This window comes from Enterococcus sp. 5H (assembly GCF_028128615.1).
Classification (GTDB): Bacteria; Bacillota; Bacilli; order Lactobacillales; family Enterococcaceae; genus Enterococcus_L.
In genome coordinates, this window is record NZ_AMDP01000002.1 from 18,379 (window position 1) to 39,777 (window position 21,399).

The following is a 21,399-nucleotide window of genomic DNA, read 5'->3' on the forward strand; positions in this document are numbered from 1 at the left end:
ATGAAAAATAACGTAGGCAAAGAAATTCCAGAAAATTATGCAGATCAATATGGTTTATTTCAAGGAGAACTAGCCAATATTCACCAATACAAAGAAGCAAGTCGCGTGATTCAGCCTGTAAGACCAAGAGACCATAAATTATTAGGTAGTTTAAGAGAAGCAATAGAAAAAACCGGGTTAAAAGACGGTATGACTATTTCTTTTCACCATCATTTTCGTGAAGGTGATTTTGTGATGAATATGGTTCTAGCTGAAATTGCAGCGATGGGAATTAAAAATTTATCAATCGCCCCAAGTTCAATCGCCAATGTTCATGAACCTTTGATTGAGCATATTAAAAATGGTGTAGTGACAGCTGTTACTTCCAGCGGTTTACGTGACAAAGTAGGTGCTGCAATTTCTGAAGGTATAATGGAAAATCCAGTTGTTATTCGGTCTCACGGTGGGCGTGCCCGCGCGATTGCAACAGGCGATATTCATATTGATGTAGCTTTTCTTGGTGCACCTAGCTCAGATGCATACGGCAATGTTAACGGTACTAAAGGAAAAGCGACATGCGGATCGTTAGGTTACGCGATGATTGATGCAAAATATGCTGACCAAGTTGTAATCATTACAGATAGCTTAGTTCCATATCCCAATACGCCAATCAGTATTCCGCAAACTGATGTTGACTTTGTTGTAGAAGTAGAAGCAATCGGTGATCCTAATGGAATTGCTAAAGGAGCGACACGTTTTACTAAAAATCCCAAAGAATTATTAATTGCGGAATATGCTGCAAAAGTCATTACTCATTCGCCGTACTATAAAAATGGTTTTTCTTTCCAAACAGGGACTGGTGGGGCAGCACTTGCTGTTTCAAGGTTTTTAAAAGAAGCAATGTTAAAAGATGGAATAACAGCCAGTTTTGCGCTAGGTGGTATCACGAATGCAATGGTTGAACTATTAGAAGAAGGCTTGGTTGAAAAAATTATTGACGTACAAGATTTTGACCATCCTTCTGCAATTTCTTTAGGTGAAAATGCCAATCATTATGAAATTGATGCGAATATGTATGCTTCTCCCTTAAGTAAAGGTTCAGTCATTAACCAACTCGATACAGCCATTCTTTCAGCTCTAGAAATTGATACGAATTTTAACGTCAATGTTATTACTGGTTCAGATGGCGTGCTCCGTGGCGCATCTGGCGGACATTCTGATACAAGTGCTGCTTGTAAAATGAGTTTGGTTATTGCTCCGCTAATTAGAGGCAGAATTCCAACAATTGTTGAAGAAGTCAACACTGTTGTGACACCGGGAAGTAGTATCGATGTTGTTGTTACGGAAGTCGGTATTGCGATAAATCCAGAACGCCAAGATTTAATTGAACACTTTAAGGCTCTGGACGTTCCGCAATATACAATGAAGGAATTACAAGAGCGAGCTTATAGTATTGTGGGGCAACCAGATGATATCAAATATGGTGAAAAAGTAGTTGCCTTGATTGAATATCGTGATGGAACAATTATTGATGTGGTTAGAAATGTCTAAACAGTTTTTCCAAGGTCAAGAAATTGATTTACTACAAATGCTTGCGGCACGTGAAAAAAGAGCCGATAATCAATACAGTTTTTTAGAAAAACATCCAAGTTGTGTACTTTTAAGTGCAACAATGACAATTCCGGGACCGATTAAAACCAACGAGCAGCTTAAAAATATTTTTTTAACTGTCGTAACTAAGATTGATGATCTCTTTCCTCCTAAACTTCAAGTTGCTCTTAAGTATTGTGATTTAGTTACAGGACCAGAATATTATTTAGTACTTAAGACAACACCGAAAGATTTAAAAAAACAGATGATTCAATTAGAAGAAAATCATTTGTTTGGAAGACTAGTTGATTTAGATGTGCTTTATATGGACAAGAATCAATTACGAACAATTAGCCGAACGGAATTAGAGCAACAGCCTAGAGGCTGCTTTATTTGTGAAAATGATGCCAAAATCTGTGGTAGACAACGCAGACATAGTATCGAGGAAATGCAAGAAAAAATCACTCAACTGATTGAGAAAGGACGGGTGACATGACAAAAGAAATTCTTTTTACAGAAACAGTTTTACGAGACGGTCAACAAAGCCAAATTGCAACAAGAATGTCAACAAGTGAGATGCTGCCAATCATTCAAACAATGGATGAAGCAGGATTTCATGCACTAGAAATGTGGGGTGGAGCGACGTTTGATGCTTGTATCCGTTTCTTAGATGAAGATCCATGGGAGCGATTAAGAGCAATCCGAAAAGTAGTCAAAAATGCCAAACTTCAAATGCTGTTGCGGGGTCAAAATCTACTCGGTTATAAAAACTACGCCGATGATGTGGTTGAAGCCTTCGTCCAAAAATCAATTGAAAACGGCATTGATATTATCCGTATCTTTGATGCGTTAAATGATACTAGAAATTTACAGACCGCAATTACAGCAACAAAAAATTTTGGCGGACATTGTCAACCGGCGATTTCTTATACGACTAGTGAGTTTCATACGAATGATTATTTTGTTAGCCTCACGACTGAATTAGAGAAAATGGGTGCAGATTCAATCTGTATTAAAGACATGGCAGGAATTCTAACACCAGACAATGCTTTTCGTTTAGTTTCAGAAATTAAAAATAAAATCCAAGTACCACTGGAAATCCATACCCATGCAACGAGTGGAATCGCTGAGATGACCTATCTGAAAGCTGTTGAAGCAGGTGCAGATATTATTGATACAGCAATCTCATCATTTTCAGGTGGAACTAGCCAGCCAGCAACCGAATCAATGGCTTTAGCTTTAGAAAATTTAGGCTATAATACGCATTTAGATATGAAAAAAGTAGCTGAAGTAGCTGAATATTTTAATCCGATTCGGGACAAGTTTAGAGATGAAGGAATATTAAATCCTAAAGTGAAAGACACAGAACCAAAAACACTGATTTATAAAGTTCCCGGTGGTATGCTGTCCAATTTATTAAGTCAATTAACGGAACAAGGTCTAGCAGATAAATACGAAGAAGTTTTAAAAGAAGTTCCCCAAGTTAGAGCGGATTTAGGCTATCCTCCATTAGTTACCCCTTTGTCACAAATGGTAGGAACTCAAGCCGTGATGAATGTTATTAGTGGTGAGCGCTATAAAATGGTACCTAAAGAAATCAAAGATTATGTCAAAGGACTTTACGGCAAACCACCTGTAGCAATCTCTGAAGAAATGACAAAATTAATTATTGGAGATGAAGAAATTATTACCGTTAGACCCGCTGATTTACTAGCTCCAGAACTTCCTAAATATGCAGCAGAAATTAAGGAGTATGCTAAATCAACAGAAGATGTGCTAATGTATGCGTTGTTTCCACAACAAGGAAAAGACTTCTTGGGAAGAAGAGAAGATCGCTTTTATGACGTTCCGATACAGGAAGTTAGCGTTACTTTAGATATTTAATTTAGACTTGAGCAATTGGACTAAAAGCCGCACGATGCGTTTTATGCATTGTGCGGCTTTTAGTAATTTGTTGAGGAGTTTGACTTTTTCACAACGTTTATTCGGATTTTCGGCGATGTAGATACAACTCCGAGAATTATGTCTACGTCCCATTTTTAGTTTGAAAATAAAAAAATTCTTTATAACATGAAATCGGTCAAAACGACATAAAAGTCTGTAAATATTACCTAACTAGTGTCATGTTCCTTTAGCAAAAATCATTATGTCTAAACATTTTATTTTAATTAAAATAAAATGTGAAAACGATGCATTTTTATTTAGTTTTTGTATCGTTATAAAATTAAATCCTTATGAATAAAGAGGAAATAATCATTTTTTCACCTTACATACTTATGACATTAACAAGTTAACTAACATAACTTTTCTCATAAACTTACATGTTTACTTTTAATTATTATGTAGGTATAATAGCGGAAATTAACATTGTACATAAACTAGACAAACGACATGGTTCTATTAATGGTTAAATCAATTAACTAAAATTGATTTGAGATGAATTTATTTTCTTAGTTAAGATTGAGATAGACAGACTAGGTCTTTTTAAATTGGGAGGGATGGTTTTGATTACTAGTAAACAATCAGCAGCAACCGTTTTTGAAATGAATAATCAAAAATATCATTATTATTCATTAGCTTCTTTAGAAACAGATGAGGATCGTTTCATTGCTAAATTACCATTTAGTATTCGGGTGTTGCTAGAATCTTTATTACGTCAAGAAAATGGTGTCGGCATTACAAAACAGCATATTGCAGATCTGGCGAAGTGGTCATCAAATCAGCCAAATGAAGGAGAAGTTCCTTTCAAACCTGCTCGAGTGATCTTGCAAGATTTTACAGGAGTTCCTGCAGTGGTTGATTTGGCTTCTTTACGTAAAACGATCGCTGATTTTGGTGGAGATCCTACAACTATTAATCCAGAAGTTCCAGTTGATTTAGTTATTGATCACTCAGTTCAAGTTGATGTAGCAGGTGTTAAACAGGCGCTGCAGCTTAATATGAAAATGGAATTCCAACGAAATCAGGAACGTTATCAATTTTTAAGTTGGGCACAAAAAGTATTTGATAATTATCGTGTAGTACCACCAGCAACTGGAATCGTTCACCAAGTCAATATTGAATATTTAGCCTCTGTTGTGACACAAAAAAAATTAGACGAACACAATGTTTTACTTTATCCAGATACATTGGTTGGTACTGATTCTCATACGACGATGGCCAATGCATTAGGTGTACTTGGATGGGGCGTTGGCGGCATTGAAGCTGAAGCAAGTATGCTTGGAGAGCCTTCTTACTTCCCAATACCAGAGGTTGTCGGCGTTCGTTTTATTAATGAGTTATCCCAAGGCGCAACGGCAACTGATTTAGCATTAAAAGTCACTCAAGTGCTTAGAAAACAAAAAGTAGTTGGGAAATTTGTTGAATTTTTTGGTTCTGGATTAACTAGTTTAAGTTTAGCTGACCGGGCAACTGTAGCAAATATGGCTCCAGAATATGGTGCAACCTGTGGCTTTTTCCCTGTTGATGATGAAACACTTCGTTATCTACGACTAACAGGAAGGGAAGAAGAAACAGTAGCAGTTGCTAAACATTATCTAAAAGAAAATCAACTATTTTACCATCCATTAACTGATCCTGCACCAAATTATACTGAGGTAATCGAAATTGACTTGAGTAAAATCGAAGCCAATTTAGCGGGACCAAAACGACCGCAAGATTTGATTCCTTTGTCAGCTATGAAAACAGAGTTTGAACAAGCAATGAAAGCACCAGCTGGCTTGCAAGGGTATGGACTTCCAGAAGAAGATCAGCAAAAAGCAGTTGCTTTAGACCTGGATGGTGAACAACATCAATTAAAACCAGGCGCGGTTACCATTGCTGCAATTACATCTTGTACCAACACTTCAAATCCATTTGTCATGCTGAGTGCGGGATTGATTGCAAAAAAAGCAGCCTACTTAGGTCTTAAAGTGCCTAACTATGTAAAAACGTCCTTAGCACCTGGATCAAAAGTTGTAACTGCTTATTTAGAGAAAGCAGGTTTACTACCATATTTAGAACAACTCGGCTTTCATTTAGTTGGATATGGATGTACAACGTGTATCGGAAATTCTGGAGCGTTAAAACCAGAAATTGAAGAAGTGATTCAAGCAAATGATTTATTGACAGCTGGGGTTTTAAGTGGAAATCGGAATTTTGAAGGGCGTATCCATCCTTTAGTGAAAGCTAATTATTTAGCTTCGCCACCATTGGTTGTTCTATACGCCCTAGCTGGAACAGTTAATCTTGATGTGATGAACGAACCAATCGGTATTGGTGACAATGGGATGCCTGTTTACTTTGATGAACTTTGGCCAACGAGAGATGAAATTCAATCTTTGATTGATGAGTATGTGACGCCGGAACTTTATCAAGCTGAATATGCGCGGGTTTTTAGTGACAATGAAGAATGGAATAATATAGAAACAACTTCGGAACCTTTATATGCTTGGGATGAGGCTTCAACCTATATTGCCAATCCGCCATATTTTACAGGTATGACTAAAGAAAGAGTACCTAGAGAAGCTTTGAAAAACTTAGCTGTTTTAGCCAAGTTTGGTGATTCGGTAACAACGGACCACATTTCACCAGCTGGAAATATTCAGAATAATAGTCCGGCTGGAAAATATTTAACTGAACATGGTGTTCCTATTCGTGAATTTAATTCTTATGGTGCCAGACGTGGTCATCATGAGGTAATGATGCGGGGAACACTTGCGAATATTCGGATTCGTAATCAGTTAGTTCCTGATATCGAAGGTGGTTACACAATTTATTTCCCAACGCAAGAGCAAATGCCGATTTATGATGCCGCAATGAAATATCAACAAGACGGAACAAAAACAATTATTTTAGCTGGCGATGATTACGGAATGGGATCTTCAAGAGACTGGGCGGCAAAAGGTGTTCAGCTTTTGGGAGTAGAAGCAGTGATTGCGAAAAGTTATGAACGGATTCATCGGTCAAATTTAGTGATGATGGGGGTTCTACCTTTGCAGTTTAAAAATGGTCAAGATGCAGATTGTTTAGGTTTAACAGGAACTGAGCGATTTGATATTGGCATTGACGAAACAAAAGGAATTTTAGATACAGTTACTGTTACTGCAACTAAAACAACTGGAGAAAAAATCGTTTTTGATACACTTTTACGTTTTGATTCAGCTGTTGATATTACTTATTACCAACATGGTGGAATTTTGCCTATGGTTATTCGTAAAAAACTTTTAAACAATTCGGGAGAAACTAAGTAATAAGCATTTTTAGTTATTGGTGTTTATTTGAAGGAGGGACTTGGATGGAGATTCATAAAGGATTAGATGGTGTTGTCGTCTCTGAAACAAAAATTAGTTCAATTGTCGAAAATCAATTGTTATTTGCAGGTTTTAACATCGATGATCTAGTGGCTGAAAATGTTCAATATGAAGAAGTAATTTATCTTCTCTGGTATTTGAGAATCCCAACAAATCAAGAATTAGCTGATTTTAAGCAAGATTTAGCTGTACAAATGTCTATTTCAGAAACAATCGTAACTTGTTTAAAAATCCAAACACGGCAAAATCTTCATCCAATGAGCGTATTGCGTTCGACGATTTCACTATTAGGAGTTTTTGATCCGAATGCTGAAGAAACAGATCTTATATCAACGTACAAACAAAGTATTGCGTTGCAAGCGAAGATGCCGACGATTATTGCGGCTTATGCACGCTTAAGAAAAGGTTTAGATCCAATTGAACCCAAAGCCGAATTATCAATTGCTGCAAATTTTTTGTATATGCTGACTGGAACAGAACCAGATGAAATTCAGATTACTGCTATGAATCAAGCCTTGGTTCTACACGCAGATCATGATTTAAATGCTAGCACATTTACGGCTAGAGTTTGCGCTTCCACATTATCAGACGTTTATTCTTGTATTACAGCGGCGATTGGATCATTAAAAGGTCCACTGCATGGCGGCGCAAATGAACGAGTTTTCGATATGCTGACAGAAATTAATGCTGGAAATTTAAGTGTCGAAGAATACTTGAATCAAAAACTGGATCGTAAAGAAAAGGTGATGGGATTTGGTCACCGTGTATACAAAACGGAAGATCCCCGCAAAAAGCATTTAAAAAAATTAGCAAAAGAACTATCAGCCTTAACCCAAAAAGAACAATGGTATTTTCTATCATGTCAGGTAGAGCGGTACTTAAAAGACAAAAAAGGTCTGATACCGAATGTCGATTTTTATTCTGCTACGGTTTATCATTGTTTAGATATTGATAGTGACTTGTTTACACTAATTTTTGCAATGAGCCGTGTGTCGGGCTGGTTAGGTCATATTCACGAGCAAAAGGAAGAAGACTGCTTAATTCGTCCACGTTCACACTATGTAGGCCCAAAGCATCTAAGTTACAGTAAAATTGATACTGAATTGCAATCAGGAGGAATGGAAGCATGAAAAGTGGTGAGAAGGTTGTTTTTGAAAATGGTAAGTTAGTTGTACCCGATTATCCGGTTATTCCATTTATTGAAGGAGATGGAATTGGACCAGAAATATGGCAGGCAGCAAAAAATGTTTTTGATGCGGCAGTAGAAAAGTCATATGGAGGAAAACGCAAAGTTATCTGGAAAGAAATTTTGGCTGGAGAAAAAGCGTTCAATCAAACTGGTAACTGGCTGCCGGATGAAACACTGGAGAACATAAAAAGTCATTTGATTGCAATTAAAGGTCCATTGACCACACCGATCGGCGGGGGTATCCGTTCCTTGAATGTTGCCCTTAGACAAGAGTTAGATTTGTATATCTGTTTTCGCCCAGTACGCTATTTTGAAGGCGTGCCTTCCCCATTAAAACATCCTGAAAAAACAGATATGCTTATCTTTCGTGAAAATACAGAAGACATTTATGCGGGAATTGAATTTCCAGCGGAGAGTATTGAAGCAGAAAAAGTGATTGCATATTTAAAAGCAGAATTTGGTGTCGAAAAAATCAGATTCCCAAAAACATCTGCCATCGGTATTAAACCAGTTTCCAAAGATGGAACAGAACGACTGGTTCGCGGAGCAATTGAACATGCTCTATCAAATAATCGTGAATCAGTCACTCTTGTCCATAAAGGCAATATCATGAAATTTACAGAAGGTGGCTTTAAAAAGTGGGGTTATGCTTTAGCTGACCGAGAATTTGGTGATAGAACTTTTACATGGGAAAAATATAATAAAATTAAGACTGAAAAAGGTAAAGAAGAAGCTGAGTACCAACTTGAACAAGCGAAAAAAGACGGAAAATTAATTATCAAAGATCGGATCGCTGATATTTTTCTTCAGGATATATTACTGCACCCAGAAGACTATGATGTGATTGCTACTTTAAACCTAAATGGTGATTATATTTCAGATGCGTTAGCTGCACAAGTGGGCGGAATTGGGATTGCCCCTGGCGCTAATTTGAACTTGCAAACAGGTCACGGTATTTTTGAAGCTACCCATGGAACCGCACCAGAATTTGCAGGTTTGAATCAGCTTAATCCATCTTCATTATTACTGTCTGGGGCATTAATGTTTAATTATATAGGCTGGCAAGAAGTAGGGCAATTAATCGTTGAAAATATTGAGTCCGCTATAGCAAATAAAACCGTAACAAAAGATTTTTACGAGCAGATGCATGATGCAAATTTATTAAGTTGTTCAAGTTTTGGTGAAGAATTGGTTCGATTGATTAAAGAAAATTGAAAAAGCTGAGTTCAGGATAATTGCATCCTGAACTCAGCTTTTATTAAATAAAAAAACCTGACGATTAATCGTCAGGTTTTGAGAATACTAAAGTTAAATTAAGCTTTGTTAACGTTAGTAGCTTGAGGTCCGCGTTGGCCTTCTTCAACGTCGAAAGTCACTGCTTGACCTTCTTCTAAAGTTTTGAATCCGTCGCCTTGGATAGCTGAGAAATGTACGAATACATCATTACCGTTTTCTGCAGTGATAAATCCAAAACCTTTGTCTGAGTTAAACCATTTTACTGTACCTGTTTCCATAATAAAAATCCTCCTTGTGTCTAAACACGTATTTTGCAATTACTTGAAAGGTGAAAATGTGGAAGATGTTTATTTGAAACAGCTACACATATATTACCGAACAAAAACTACTCTCTTACTATAGCATATTCTGGAATGTTTGCATAGTGATAACCCTTTAATAAATAAAGAATTTGTTAAGAAAAAAAGATTAATTGTCACAAAAAATTTATTTCTGTTATAGTATAGATGTATTGAGCATTAAATATGAAAGTAATGACAGAGTTATATCGCAGAAATCTATTCCGAAGGCGCAGTCTTGGAACTGCATAGATTTGAAAGTAGGAAGGGTTCAAATTGTTTAGATGAGAATGGTTTTGTCTCTACTAATAGATAGTTTTACATGGTTTTTAGCTAATAAAATATTTAATCAACTTAATTAAAGAGCCGCCCAACAATGATTGTTGGCGGCTCTTGTCCATTGTCCGATTAATAACGAAGAATCGCTACTAACGTTTTTTCATCGGGAGAAGCTTTTTGATCTAATACAAAGACTTTTCCACCAGTTGTTAAAACAGTATTTGTAACTTTGTTTAAGACTTTTCTGCGGTCAAATTCTTCATTAGACATTTCTGTTGCTTCGTCAATTAAATTGGCAGTAGAAATAAATAAATGTGAAATTTTTCCTTCTTCAGCTGCTGGAACAATGTCAGTAAATTGGTCAGCGAATTTTTTATCTAGTAAACGGTTGTAACTGTTTGTTTCAATTTCTTCCAATGTGGAATTGATTTTTTCAACGCCTTTTTCAATATCCTTAAATGATACTTGTGCTGGAGAAGATGTTACACTGGCATCATCTTTCAAATAGGGATTTTTAGCTAGTTTTTTAAATAATGTTTGGTTTTCAGGTAATGCATATAGACGTATCGGTAAATTGTCCGGATTTGCAAAAGTATCTTTAAGATAACTGTCTATTGCTTGGTAGTAGTTCGTCCAATCAATTTTGACTTCTTCATCTTTTGTATTAACACCATGATAGGCCACCCCTTCTTTGGAAGAACCGTTATAACCTGTTCCACCTTGAATAGAATAGTTCATACTGCCACCTGTTAACTCATCACCTAGTGTACTAACCAAATCAGTTGGCGCATCTTTCGGTAGGTCTAGCAGTCTTACCGAATTATTTTCAACCAGATAGAGCTTCATTGAATCGCGATTCAATGCCATCAAATAATAATTATAGTTAAATTGATTGTTTTTTATAATTCCTAATAAATAAGGTTGGTCATCAACATAATACTGATCGCCAACTGGAACATGTAATCGATGAATAAAAATATCGTTTTCGCTAAGTATGATAGACACACTCTTTGTTGCATTTCGCCAGAATGAAGCATCTGCAAGCAGCACATCAATTTTATCTTGAAAAGGTGCCCAAGATAAATCTGTATACTTTTTTTCAAAGCGAATTTTAGCAGCTTTACCAGAATTTTTAAATGCAAGAGAGTCTTTTTCAACATCTTGGTGAGCGACATGTGTGTTTAGAATAAATGTTACAAAGGGACCTTGGACTTCGTCAGAGAACAGAACAGATACATTGTCTTTTTCTTGATCTAACATAATACATTCCTCCTAAATTGAAACATTTCCTTACTACTAATAAAAGTGTAGCACAGGCAGAAAAATGTTGGAACTAAAATGGTTTGAAAGTGAAGGAACTTTATAAAGATTTATATGAGTAATTCCTCATAGTTTTTTTATGAAATACAAAATGGCTATTCATTTCTATTTTAAGTAGTGATGGTAGTATGTCTTCATGCCAATTATCCCGAATTGGTTTTTCATACTTACTCCTACCAAGAGTAAATAACAACCTTCATTTCCACCACGTGCGACGGCAGTGGTGGTTTTTTTATGTTTTTAAAGCTAATTATGACGATTTTCATTTATAATCAGCATTTTCACAGCTGATTATACGTATCTAATACTGAGACGATTTTCTTCTGACCTAAGTGTTTGATACATATTTATTTTGAGAGCTTAGGGATAAAATTACAGTGCAAAAATTAAATTACTTGGATGAATGTTCAATCCAATATTTATACCGATTTCTGTACTTACCATTAAGGTTGTTGTAACTAATTGATATAGGTCAGTCACCATCTGTCATTACTAAAAAGTGCTTAAAAACACCTCCATATTTGGTTTTAATGTTTTTTACTATGCCCCAAAAATCAAACAAATAAAACCTCTATACATCAACATAATTACTGTTAATGTACAGAGGTTGGGGAAATAATTTAAATTTTACCACTACAACTTATAAATAATCCTTTGTACTAGTTTAGTAAGATACACTATAATTAGTTTTTTTATGCCCAAAAATCAATTTATTAGGATTGTTGGTTTGAGTTAAGTTTTTCGTATCTTTAAAAGCACTCACAATAGGCTTATAGTTTGTTACTTTAGAGTCTGAGCTTCCAAAAGCAATAACGGATACATCGTTCGTTTTATTTACAGGTGTTTTCAACCAAGCACTTAAGAAAGTACCACCAAAAGAACTGTTAACTTCAAGATTGTATTGGAATGATAATTTAAAACCTTTGTATTCTGTACCATCAAATACGCGATTTTCCAAATCGGTCAAAATAACTTTATCTGGATCCAGATTAGTTATCTGAACTAAAGGAGCCCAATCAGTGCCATTCCCCATAGTGAATGAAGCAATTTCCATATCTTTTTGATAATAGAAATAAAATTCAGGCTTGATCCATTCGGCTGTAGGGATTGTTTCAGAACCTAAACCAAATTCATCTTTAAAACCATAATTTCTAAACGAAGTTTGGAATCCAACATTTTCACCAGGAGTAGCACTTAATTTATCTGAGTATTGACCGATAAATGGTCTTGAGAAACCGTTTGGATTAATGGTAACATTGAAACGGCCGATCCCTGCACCAGCGGCATTTAGCACAGCAATTTTTACATCATCGTCTAGTGATTTGATTGTTTTAGCAGATAGGCTAAATGTGCCATCAGCTTTTAAATTTAAAGCATTTCCCTGACGTCGATTATTGACATAGAGAATAACTTTAGCTGCACCTTCACCATTAACAGTGCCTTCAATTAATCGATTACCAAAAGTAAAATCTTTTAGTTGCATATCTAATTTGATCGGATTCACATTTACTGTAATACGTTTTAACTCTTTTCCGGAATCGTCGTAACCAATTACTTCAACAATGTCATCTAAAAATAGAATAGATTGTTTAGCATCTAAGGTAAACTGTTCATCAAAATCAACAACTTGCTGGTCAATAACGCTACCGTTCAATGCTAGTTCAACAATTGCTATATCAGAATCAGCATTTCCAGTTACAACTTGATCTTTCATCAGAGTAAACTCATTTGCGATTAGTGTATATGAACCTTCTTGCAATACACATTCCGCTTCATCAACAATTTCTTTGGATTTTGTTAATCCGACTACTTTGACTTTGTCATTCAAAGAATGAATACTATCGTTGATCGGTAATTCAAAGAAAAAGTTACCTTGATCCGGCACATTATCAATCACTTTGTTTTCACTAATTAAGGTGCCTTTGACCCAAAGTTGTACATAGTAAATACCAGCCGTTCTATCAATAGTTCCAGAAACAAAAATATCTTGTTTTTCACCAACATTGACTGCTTCACTCATAATTACTTCGCCATGATTTTTAAATGTTGCCATAGAGCTCACAGATGTTGCAGCATCTGCTTGTATTGTAGTTAGAGCTAGTCCGCCAGGTAAAACGATACTGCCTACGCTAAGACAAAAAACAGAATAAGCAGCCAAAACCAAATGTCCTTTTTTCATAAATATCTCCTTTTGGTAATTTATTTATTACTTATTATAACATATGATTTTGTTTTATCTATTGAAGAAACTATTATAAAAAAATACTGTTGACAAAACTTTTAGAGTTTCATCGACAGTATCAAATTTTAAATATACATAATAAACTTTTTTTATCAAAAGAGAAGTGATCTAAAGACCAAAAAATATTTTGGATTTTTTTTACAAGGCTTCGATAAATCGGTTTGTTTTGTAAAGTTTATTCTCCAAATTTGTACCGAGTTCGGTTGCACAATATTGTCCTTTACCACTAAATTTATACCGAATATTATCCGCATTTATTTTTGCCGCGACAAAAGAGACACCGAAATTAGCCTGCATTGTCTGAATTAAACGGACATAAAGCGCACTTTCGGAAATGCCAAATTTACTAGAGAGCTGGGCTAAATTCCATCCTTGTTTCAAATAGCGGAACAAGACAATATCTGGTATTAAGATGGCAGATGCGCCAATATTTGCTTGAAACTCATGCAGAACTTCATTATATGAGTAATGAAGACTGCGCTCGGTATCTGTAAAAATAGTGTTGTTTTCATTCATGTGGAACAAAAAATGAGTGATTTCATGGCTGATAGTAAAGTTTTTTCTTTTTTCACTCATATTTTGATTAAAACCAATTGTAGTTTCTAAGGGATCTTTGACAATCATACCCGAAATACGATCTCTTGCTACACCATCAAAAGGGAATCCACGCATTGAAACGCCTTTAGCTTTTACGAAATCCCAAATATACGAATACTCATAATCTTCATAACCGATAGCATTTGCAACCATAACTGCTGAAATATAATCATTTATTTTATCTGAAAAACTAAGATATTCATCAATTTGCTCTGTCATCCAATCACGCCTTGTCGTCTTGTTTTCGTTCACGTTCACGTTCGATTTCAGATCTTCTAAAACGTAAGAATCGATCTACTTCATCTTTTAATTCGTCTACTTCATCTTCTGATAGACCTTCAGTATTCATCCGAAACATAATTTGAGAAGAAAGACTTTCTTCCTGAACAGTTCCTTCAATAGAAGTGTTACTTGATCTTCCTAATAAGTAATCAGTAGAAACATCGAAGTAATCAGCTACTTTTTGAATATTTTCAATTTTAGGAGAAGAAGTGTCCCAGCGCCGAATTTGACCATTAGAAATACCAACTTTACGTTCAATTTCTGCAAAAGTAACTTTTTTCTGGTCAGCCAGCTCTTTAATTCTGTTAGTTAAACTCATGTTTTTCAACCTTTCATAAGCTTAAATGAAAAAAACATTAGCTTTTAAGCTATTTATTGTTGACAATTAGCTTTTAAGCTATTAATATAGTCTTATAAGCTAATTTATCAGTGAATAGTTAATCAAGACTGTTCTATCTGCTATTTTCTAAAAAGAAATAGAGAATATTAGAAGAGAGCTTATTTAACTATACATATATAATAGCGTAGATGCTAATAACAGTCAATGTTTTTATCTTAATTGCTAATTTATTCTTAAAGAAAGGAGGAGAGTATATGAAAATAGTTTCTGAACGGAAAATGAAAAGTAAACTGTTAATCCATTATTTAAACTTAGCTGAACAAGGTGATTTAGAAGCTGAGAAAAAAGTAAAAGAGATCAGCCATTCAATTTTTCAAGAAGATGAACTTGAGCAAACAAACGATCAAATAATTACAGTAACTTTTCCTAGTGGTAAATGTAAAGAATATCAAAATATGAAAGAAGTTCAGTACAAATTTAATTTTTCTAGCGATCAATTATTTGACTATTTAGAAACAGGGAATAGTGATAAATATGGTCGAAAATACGAGTTTAAGTAATACCGAGTTGCTAAAAAAATAAAAGGAGTCGATATATGATGTTGTTATTTCCAGAAGTTGATAGAAAGAAAACGAAAAAACAAGCGCATGAACTATTGAATAATTATAGGGCATTAGCAAGAATCGCAGGAAGAAATCATATTCCAAAAATCACTACAACATATTTTTTTGAAATGGAAAATATCAGCCGCAAAGTTGAACAAACTAATACAACTATCCTGAATCGAAAAGCATTAGCAGAAAATGAACTATGTAAAATAATGGAAGCAATGAACCAATTAGATAGTTATGATCGCGAATTGTTATATGACAAATATATGGATCGCAGCTACACAACGAATATTGCTATTTATATGAAACATCATATGAGTGAGAGTAAATTTTATCGGGAAATAGACAAAGCCCTGATTCGATTTGCTGAAGCATATGAAAACGGAGAGCTCTTAATAGAAAAGTGACGAATTATTGGGAGGAATTTGAGTCTTCAATTAACTGGAATCATCGTAAAATGTAATCACTTAGTAGTTAAAAGCTGTTCAATCATAACGTGAAATCGACATTTCTATTTAACTACTAAGCATTTAATAAAAAAGGAGGTGCTGAGGAGTAATTTTGATTCTTGATTTATTCAATAATAAGTCAACAACAACAACTATTGAAATTTTTCAACAAAAAATATAGGAAAAGAAAAGGGGTTATTACTAAAATGTTTGACTTTTTAGAACATTTTTTAGTCGATGCAGATCATAAAGCAATTTATGTTTTAACGTTAATCTGTGTGGCGATGATTATTGATTTTTTGAGCGGCAGTTTGGCTGCAAAAATTAATTCAGAAATAAAGTTTTTAAGTAAAGTTGGAATTAATGGTATCCTGCGAAAAATAGCGAGTATGGTGTTATTGATGTTCTTTGTTCCGCTTGCACCACTGATACCTGGTGGAGCTGGGGTCGGATTGCTCTATGTTTTATATGTAGGTTATTTATTGATGGAACTTAAATCTATTTTTGAAAACTATCAAAAAATGGGCATTGGAACAGAATTGTTTGAAGACTTTATTAAAACAATTAAAAAAGGAAAGGACGACGAATAATGAGAAGCGATGAATCTGTGATTAATTGGTTTGTCCCACAGACTATCCTTGAATAAACAGTGAAGGTTGAATCAAAATCTGCTTATTTCTTGAGGTTTAGAACTTCTGTCCCGGCCTTTCAAATAAATGTGATTGCAATGACTTAATTTATTATACATTTATAAATGTAGGACTTTTGTTAGCTGTAATAAGGGAACAGAGATAAATTTTAGATGTTCAAATCAGCATCACGATTCTTGAGATTTACTAACAGGTTAGAAGGAGGCGATAGAGGTGGTAAAAGCAACAATTCATAATGCAGATACTAAAAATCTAGCTACCCTTAAATTTTATAATGATGATTTGCAGGAAGAAACTGTTGAAAGCTTATCTGATATAAAACAGGCTGATCTAGATTATGAAAGTAAGGATTTTATTTCCATAGGAGGAAATAGCAGTAGTATTTTGGATGTTACTAAAGAAGGAATTAAAAATGTTCTTTCCAGATGGCGAATATAATTTAACTCAAACTATAGATCTTCCATGGCGATATGACCATAATGTAAATTTAGTGCTAAGCCCCAATGCGGTACTGAAAACAGAACAGAGTTTGGGTAGTATTCTAAGGATTGGTTTTGTAGATGTTGATTTGACCTTTGATAAATCTTTAAGACGGTTTAGCTATATTTCGGGTGGACAGATTGATTGTACTAATGTGGGTGTGGGAATAGAAATAAATGGATTGAAGCAATTGGTATTTATTAAAGATGTAAATTTATTTAAAGGTAAAGATAAGCACATATACATTCATTGCTCTAATCACTTTAAAGGAACAGGATCTGCAGATACAAAAATATCAGATGTTCACATACAAGGTCTATCATCAAATGAAAAAAATTATGGCATATATATCGCTGAAGAGTGCATGTATTGTAAAATTTCAGATGTTTTCATATATGGCTGTAATACTTCAATATATACTTTATCAGGTGGTCATTATATTACCCAATGTCACTTTTTGTAGCAAGTAACCGATGGTGCAAAGGATATGGGAGTAGATAATTTTTCAGATACAGTTGGTATTAGAATTGGCTGTAATGCTACGTTTTATTTGGATAATGTATATTTTGATACCATTGACACCTGCATTTATACAGGTGTCAATAAACCGAGTCTCTTAATCAACAATAGTTTTGTATTTTCCTATCTCGACTCAGTAGGATCAAGTTTCTTTAAAAGAGACCGATCATTGATAAACAGTCAGGAGCTAGTAGTTAACAACATATTGTTTGATATTAAAAAAGACAACTACAAGTTGATTAATGCAAATATTCCTGTAGGGTATGATACTTTTATGCGAACACAGTTTAAGAATTCTATTTTGAAAAATCATAATATATATTTTTTTGATCCATATCTATCTCAATATATTAGGGATTCGAATGATGATTTCTTAATTAGAACGGACATGCAGAATTTTGAAGACAATTGGTTCGTATTAGGAGTAATGCCCAATTTTGCTGGAGAACTGTCACTCAATATTAGCTTCTCTCTAAATCGTTCCATTAAAATCTATTGTGGATCAGGACTTTCTAATTTCACTTATGATATTCGTGATCCTAAAAACGGATTTCACTTTCAATTTGGATATGGGAAAGTAATCGTTGATAATTCTGTTTATTATGTGTTATGTATGCGTACAAAAGGACCAGCGACAGGATTTCCTGTAATAACAACTAAAAGCGGCAGCAGATGCTTTATGCGCACACCAAATGACGATATACTCTATAAGCCAATTGATTATGGCGTTTCAGAAGAGGATATCAAGATAATGGTTGATATTTAAATCATAGGTTTCTTGCAGGAACACCAACTAAAGTTTTGTTATCAAGTGCATCTTTAATAACAACCGCATTTGCTCCAACTCGCACATTATTTCCAATATTTAATTTACCAATGATCTTAGCACCAGCACCGATATAACAATTGTTTCCAATAGTTGCTACTCCATATGATTCGCCAGTAGCAAATGAATCAACACCAATTGTTACTTGATGGAAAATACGGCAATTTTTCCCCATTCTAACATCGGGATGTATAACGATACCGTTTCCATTGTGATCTATTCGTAAACCGCTTCCGATAATTGCTTTTGCCGGGATCTCACAGTGAGTAAAAAATCTGAAGATGAAATCTATTATTCTGTAAATGATCCAAAATATTTTTTTTAATACTGGAACATTGAATCTGTAGTAGATAAAATTTCCAAATCTATATACTATAATTATTAATTTACTGACTACACTTTCATTAGTATGAAAGTCCCGTTTGATACTTTCAAACATCAAATCACCTCACTCCTTTTTATCAATTATAAGTCATCACTAGAAAAAAATATATAACATAAATGAACTATATTGAAAATGATGATTGAAGAGTTGAGTTTAGTTTAGTAATTGGGATCACTATAGACAGAAAATTAAATCACCATAAAGGAGGAAAATAAAATGAGATTTTCAAACGTAACTTATAATAAAATAAAATGGATTATATTAGCAGTTTTGTTTGCTTGTGGACTGTTGTTAGATATAGCCTACGAATGGGAAGGAACTGACCGTATAATCAAAAACGCCACTATTGTTACCATAATTCTAGGATCGATTATGTTTTATAGTATGGTACATTACAAAAAATCAGACAAAAGGAGTGGTAGGGTTGGCTAGTATAGAAGCTATGATTAAATGGATGTCAGATCGGCAAGGAAAGGTAACCTATTCGATGACTTCACGCAATGGACCTAATAGCTATGATTGTAGTTCTGCTGTTTATTATGCATTAATTACAGGTGGGTTTTTACCAGCAAATACGGCTATTGGAAATACAGACAGTCTATATCGCTTAGAAGGTAAGTTATTGCAATCAATTACTCGTCAGCAAGTCCAACGTGGGGATCTGTTTGTTGCAGGTCATAAAAACGGCAGCGGTGGAGCTGGGGGTCATACAGGTATTTTTACTTTTCACGATCGAATTATTCATTGCAATTATGCATCGAATGGAATTGCTGAAACGCAAGCAGCTGGCAGAATGGGTGATGCAAGTGGACTACCTGTTTATTATTACCGACTAGTTAATACAACTTCCCAAACAAGTACTAAAACAGTGTCTTTATCCCAAAATCTTCATGGATTTACATCAGCAGATGATGCTATTCAAGGAAAAAATGTGAAGACAAGCGTCACGGCTGGTACGTATTATGTATTTAATACATTTAAAAATGCAACAAATGTAACCAAACAAAGCGGAATTCCCGGTACTTGGGTTGTCATTCCGGCTGTACAAAGTGAATCGAACTTTCAAGTAGGTCAAACAGTAACTTTGTTACCTAAAGCCACTCATTATCAGACAGGACAAGCAATTCCAAGTTGGGTCAAAAATAAGAAGTACACTATTTCCCAAGTTAAACAAGTCAAACAATCAAATTCTAAACAAGCTTATCTTTTAAAAGAGATTATGAGCTGGGTATTGGAACAGGACTTGGGTTAAAAAACTGAGAACCAATCATAAGTGATCTTCAACTATTAGATTATTTTCTCTAACAGTTGAAGGTTACTAGACTAGTTCTCAGTTTTTTCTATTTTTTCTTCATTTTAGTTGAGCGGAGCAAGGTTAATCCTAACGCAGTTAAACAAAGGATAAACGAACCTAAAAAGGTAATTCTCATCCCGAAAATAAAAATATCTGGACGTTCACTAATATAAGTAGTTACACGCTGACCGTAGACACTACTCATTGCGTTGTACAGGATTGTTGTTGCCAAAGCAATCCCTAAAACCATACCCAAATTTCGAGCGAATGAATTCATACTACCTGCTACCCCTAAATCTTCTTTGGAAACACTACTCATTACTGTCGTGTTATTTGGTGATTGAAATAAAGCATTTCCAAGCCCCATAATTGCGGTAGCTAAAATATAATACCAAATAGGTGTTCCTTGATTTAAAAACATATACATCAAAGAAGTGATGGATAACAAAACCAAGCCTGCAAAAGTCAAAAGTTTGGTTCCAATTTTATCTGTTAAATAACCGCTAATCGGTGAGCCGACAACCATCAATAAAGGAAAGACCATCATCAGTAAACCAGCTTGATTCGCTGGTAAACCTCTAGAGTTTTGAAGATAAAAAGGAATCACAACATTTACAAAAAAGTTTGAAGCAAAAATTAAAACAGCTGTAATCAAACTCATGGTAAAAATTTTATTTTTAAAAATTGAGAAAGTAATAAGTGGATTGCTGATTCGTTTTTCTACACGAATAAAAATGACAAAAGAAATTAATGCCGATGCAAATAAAATTAAAGATAATAATGCAGAAAAGCCCATTTCTTGTCCAATAAAAATTGCACCAAAAAAAGCCATAATAAATACTGCGAATAAACTAAACCCAGCCATATCAACCGACTTACCACTTTTGATAATGTCTTTCGGCAAGAATTTTTCACTTATAATAATAGTAATAATCCCAACAGGTACATTAATCCAAAATATATAAGGCCAAGAAAATTGTGAAAGAATTAAACCGCCAATACCGGGACCAGCAATTGAACCTAGCGAAACAAACGCACCAATCGAACCCAATGCTCTTCCACGCTCTTTAAATGGAAAAACTTCTGTGATGATCCCTGAATTAGTTGCCATTGTCATACTAGAACCGAATCCTTGGACAATACGGGCAAACAAAAGAAAAGCCAATGAGTGGTTAAATCCACATAATAAAGACCCAATTGTAAAAATCACGGTACCGATTCGATAAACTTTAATTTTGCCAATGCTATCGCCAATTTTACCGAACAACAATAAACAAGAACAAACAATCATTAAATAGATTGAAACGATCCACTCTGATTGATTCATCGGAACATTCATATCCTTAGAAATCGTCGGTAAGGCAATATTTACGATACTTGCATCTAATGTTGACATAAAAGTAAACATCGCCACCGAGACCAAAATCCACCAACGATTTTTTTGTACAACAGGATTTTCTTGAAAACTATTCACTGATTCCATATACTTCATCTCCTTAAAA

General features: G+C 34.7%; 21 protein-coding genes. 14 read left to right on the forward strand and 7 right to left on the reverse strand.

Annotated features, from left to right (window positions below; translation table 11 throughout):
* From citF to icd, 6 genes are all read left to right on the forward strand, one after another.
* Complete coding sequence (gene citF, locus C240_RS00280; RefSeq protein WP_271489097.1) at positions 1-1,530, forward strand: citrate lyase subunit alpha; 1,530 nt, start codon at positions 1-3, stop codon at positions 1,528-1,530.
* The gene (gene citX / locus C240_RS00285; protein ID WP_271489101.1) at positions 1,511-2,065 is read left to right on the forward strand and encodes a citrate lyase holo-[acyl-carrier protein] synthase; all 555 of its coding nucleotides are present in this window, start codon (positions 1,511-1,513) and stop codon (positions 2,063-2,065) included. The genes citF and citX overlap by 20 nt, the downstream gene beginning before the upstream one ends.
* Positions 2,062-3,453 carry an oxaloacetate decarboxylase subunit alpha gene (locus tag C240_RS00290; RefSeq protein WP_271489104.1) on the forward strand — a complete coding sequence of 464 codons (1,392 nt, stop codon included), beginning with the start codon at positions 2,062-2,064 and terminating at the stop codon, positions 3,451-3,453. Before citX ends, C240_RS00290 begins: the two co-directional genes overlap by 4 nt.
* Positions 3,454-4,073: 620 nt before the next feature.
* A complete protein-coding gene (acnA, locus tag C240_RS00295) occupies positions 4,074-6,800 on the forward strand; it encodes an aconitate hydratase AcnA (protein ID WP_271489107.1) in 2,727 nt (908 codons plus the stop codon).
* 44 nt (positions 6,801-6,844) lie between these two features.
* Positions 6,845-7,990 carry a citrate synthase gene (locus tag C240_RS00300; RefSeq protein ID WP_271489111.1) on the forward strand — a complete coding sequence of 382 codons (1,146 nt, stop codon included), beginning with the start codon at positions 6,845-6,847 and terminating at the stop codon, positions 7,988-7,990.
* Complete coding sequence (gene icd / locus C240_RS00305; protein WP_271489113.1) at positions 7,987-9,264, forward strand: NADP-dependent isocitrate dehydrogenase; 1,278 nt, start codon at positions 7,987-7,989, stop codon at positions 9,262-9,264. Before C240_RS00300 ends, icd begins: the two co-directional genes overlap by 4 nt.
* A 98-nt stretch (positions 9,265-9,362) precedes the next feature.
* On the opposite strand, the gene C240_RS00310 is transcribed toward icd, so the two are convergent.
* The 5 genes from C240_RS00310 to C240_RS00330 form a co-directional block, all read right to left on the reverse strand.
* Positions 9,363-9,563 carry a cold-shock protein gene (locus C240_RS00310; protein ID WP_010760878.1) on the reverse strand — a complete coding sequence of 67 codons (201 nt, stop codon included), beginning with the start codon at positions 9,561-9,563 and terminating at the stop codon, positions 9,363-9,365.
* A gap of 468 nt (positions 9,564-10,031) precedes the next feature.
* Positions 10,032-11,162 (reverse strand): baeRF6 domain-containing protein, encoded by a 1,131-nt coding sequence (locus C240_RS00315; RefSeq protein WP_271489133.1) that lies wholly within the window; start codon positions 11,160-11,162, stop codon positions 10,032-10,034.
* Positions 11,163-11,886: 724 nt separating this feature from the next.
* Complete coding sequence (locus C240_RS00320) at positions 11,887-13,401, reverse strand: immunoglobulin-like domain-containing protein (RefSeq protein WP_271489135.1); 1,515 nt, start codon at positions 13,399-13,401, stop codon at positions 11,887-11,889.
* Positions 13,402-13,602: 201 nt separating this feature from the next.
* Complete coding sequence (locus tag C240_RS00325; protein WP_271489137.1) at positions 13,603-14,280, reverse strand: ImmA/IrrE family metallo-endopeptidase; 678 nt, start codon at positions 14,278-14,280, stop codon at positions 13,603-13,605.
* A gap of 4 nt (positions 14,281-14,284) precedes the next feature.
* Positions 14,285-14,662: a helix-turn-helix domain-containing protein gene (locus C240_RS00330; RefSeq protein WP_271489139.1), complete on the reverse strand. Its 378-nt coding sequence runs from the start codon at positions 14,660-14,662 to the stop codon at positions 14,285-14,287.
* Positions 14,663-14,937: 275 nt separating this feature from the next.
* On the opposite strand from C240_RS00330, the gene C240_RS00335 reads away from it, so the two are divergent.
* The 6 genes from C240_RS00335 to C240_RS00360 all read left to right on the forward strand — a co-directional run bounded on the left by C240_RS00335 (position 14,938) and on the right by C240_RS00360 (position 18,158).
* On the forward strand, positions 14,938-15,243 hold the full coding sequence (locus C240_RS00335; RefSeq protein WP_271489141.1) for a hypothetical protein: 306 nt from the start codon (positions 14,938-14,940) through the stop codon (positions 15,241-15,243).
* A gap of 35 nt (positions 15,244-15,278) precedes the next feature.
* Positions 15,279-15,701 (forward strand): ArpU family phage packaging/lysis transcriptional regulator, encoded by a 423-nt coding sequence (locus C240_RS00340; protein ID WP_271489143.1) that lies wholly within the window; start codon positions 15,279-15,281, stop codon positions 15,699-15,701.
* A 248-nt stretch (positions 15,702-15,949) separates the two neighbouring features.
* Positions 15,950-16,333: a phage holin family protein gene (locus C240_RS00345; protein ID WP_271489145.1), complete on the forward strand. Its 384-nt coding sequence runs from the start codon at positions 15,950-15,952 to the stop codon at positions 16,331-16,333.
* Positions 16,334-16,606: 273 nt separating this feature from the next.
* Complete coding sequence (locus C240_RS00350; RefSeq protein ID WP_271489148.1) at positions 16,607-16,831, forward strand: hypothetical protein; 225 nt, start codon at positions 16,607-16,609, stop codon at positions 16,829-16,831.
* A complete protein-coding gene (locus C240_RS00355; protein WP_271489150.1) occupies positions 16,806-17,336 on the forward strand; it encodes a hypothetical protein in 531 nt (176 codons plus the stop codon). Before C240_RS00350 ends, C240_RS00355 begins: the two co-directional genes overlap by 26 nt.
* Positions 17,337-17,360: 24 nt before the next feature.
* Entirely contained in the window at positions 17,361-18,158 is a 798-nt protein-coding gene (locus tag C240_RS00360; RefSeq protein WP_271489152.1) for a hypothetical protein, read from the forward strand.
* A gap of 1 nt (position 18,159) precedes the next feature.
* Here the strand turns inward: C240_RS00360 and C240_RS00365 are convergent, their stop codons facing one another.
* Complete coding sequence (locus tag C240_RS00365) at positions 18,160-18,657, reverse strand: serine O-acetyltransferase (RefSeq protein ID WP_271489154.1); 498 nt, start codon at positions 18,655-18,657, stop codon at positions 18,160-18,162.
* A gap of 162 nt (positions 18,658-18,819) precedes the next feature.
* Here C240_RS00365 and C240_RS00370 point away from each other — a divergent pair, with 162 nt between their 5' ends.
* Together C240_RS00370 and C240_RS00375 are read left to right on the forward strand one after the other, a co-directional pair.
* Positions 18,820-19,035, forward strand: coding sequence for a phage holin (locus C240_RS00370; protein ID WP_271489157.1), 216 nt, complete (start codon positions 18,820-18,822; stop codon positions 19,033-19,035).
* Entirely contained in the window at positions 19,019-19,855 is an 837-nt protein-coding gene (locus C240_RS00375; RefSeq protein WP_271489160.1) for a peptidoglycan amidohydrolase family protein, read from the forward strand. Before C240_RS00370 ends, C240_RS00375 begins: the two co-directional genes overlap by 17 nt.
* 88 nt (positions 19,856-19,943) lie before the next feature.
* Here C240_RS00375 and C240_RS00380 read toward each other — a convergent pair whose 3' ends face one another.
* A complete protein-coding gene (locus C240_RS00380) occupies positions 19,944-21,380 on the reverse strand; it encodes an MFS transporter (protein WP_271489163.1) in 1,437 nt (478 codons plus the stop codon).
* Positions 21,381-21,399: the final 19 nt, after the last annotated feature.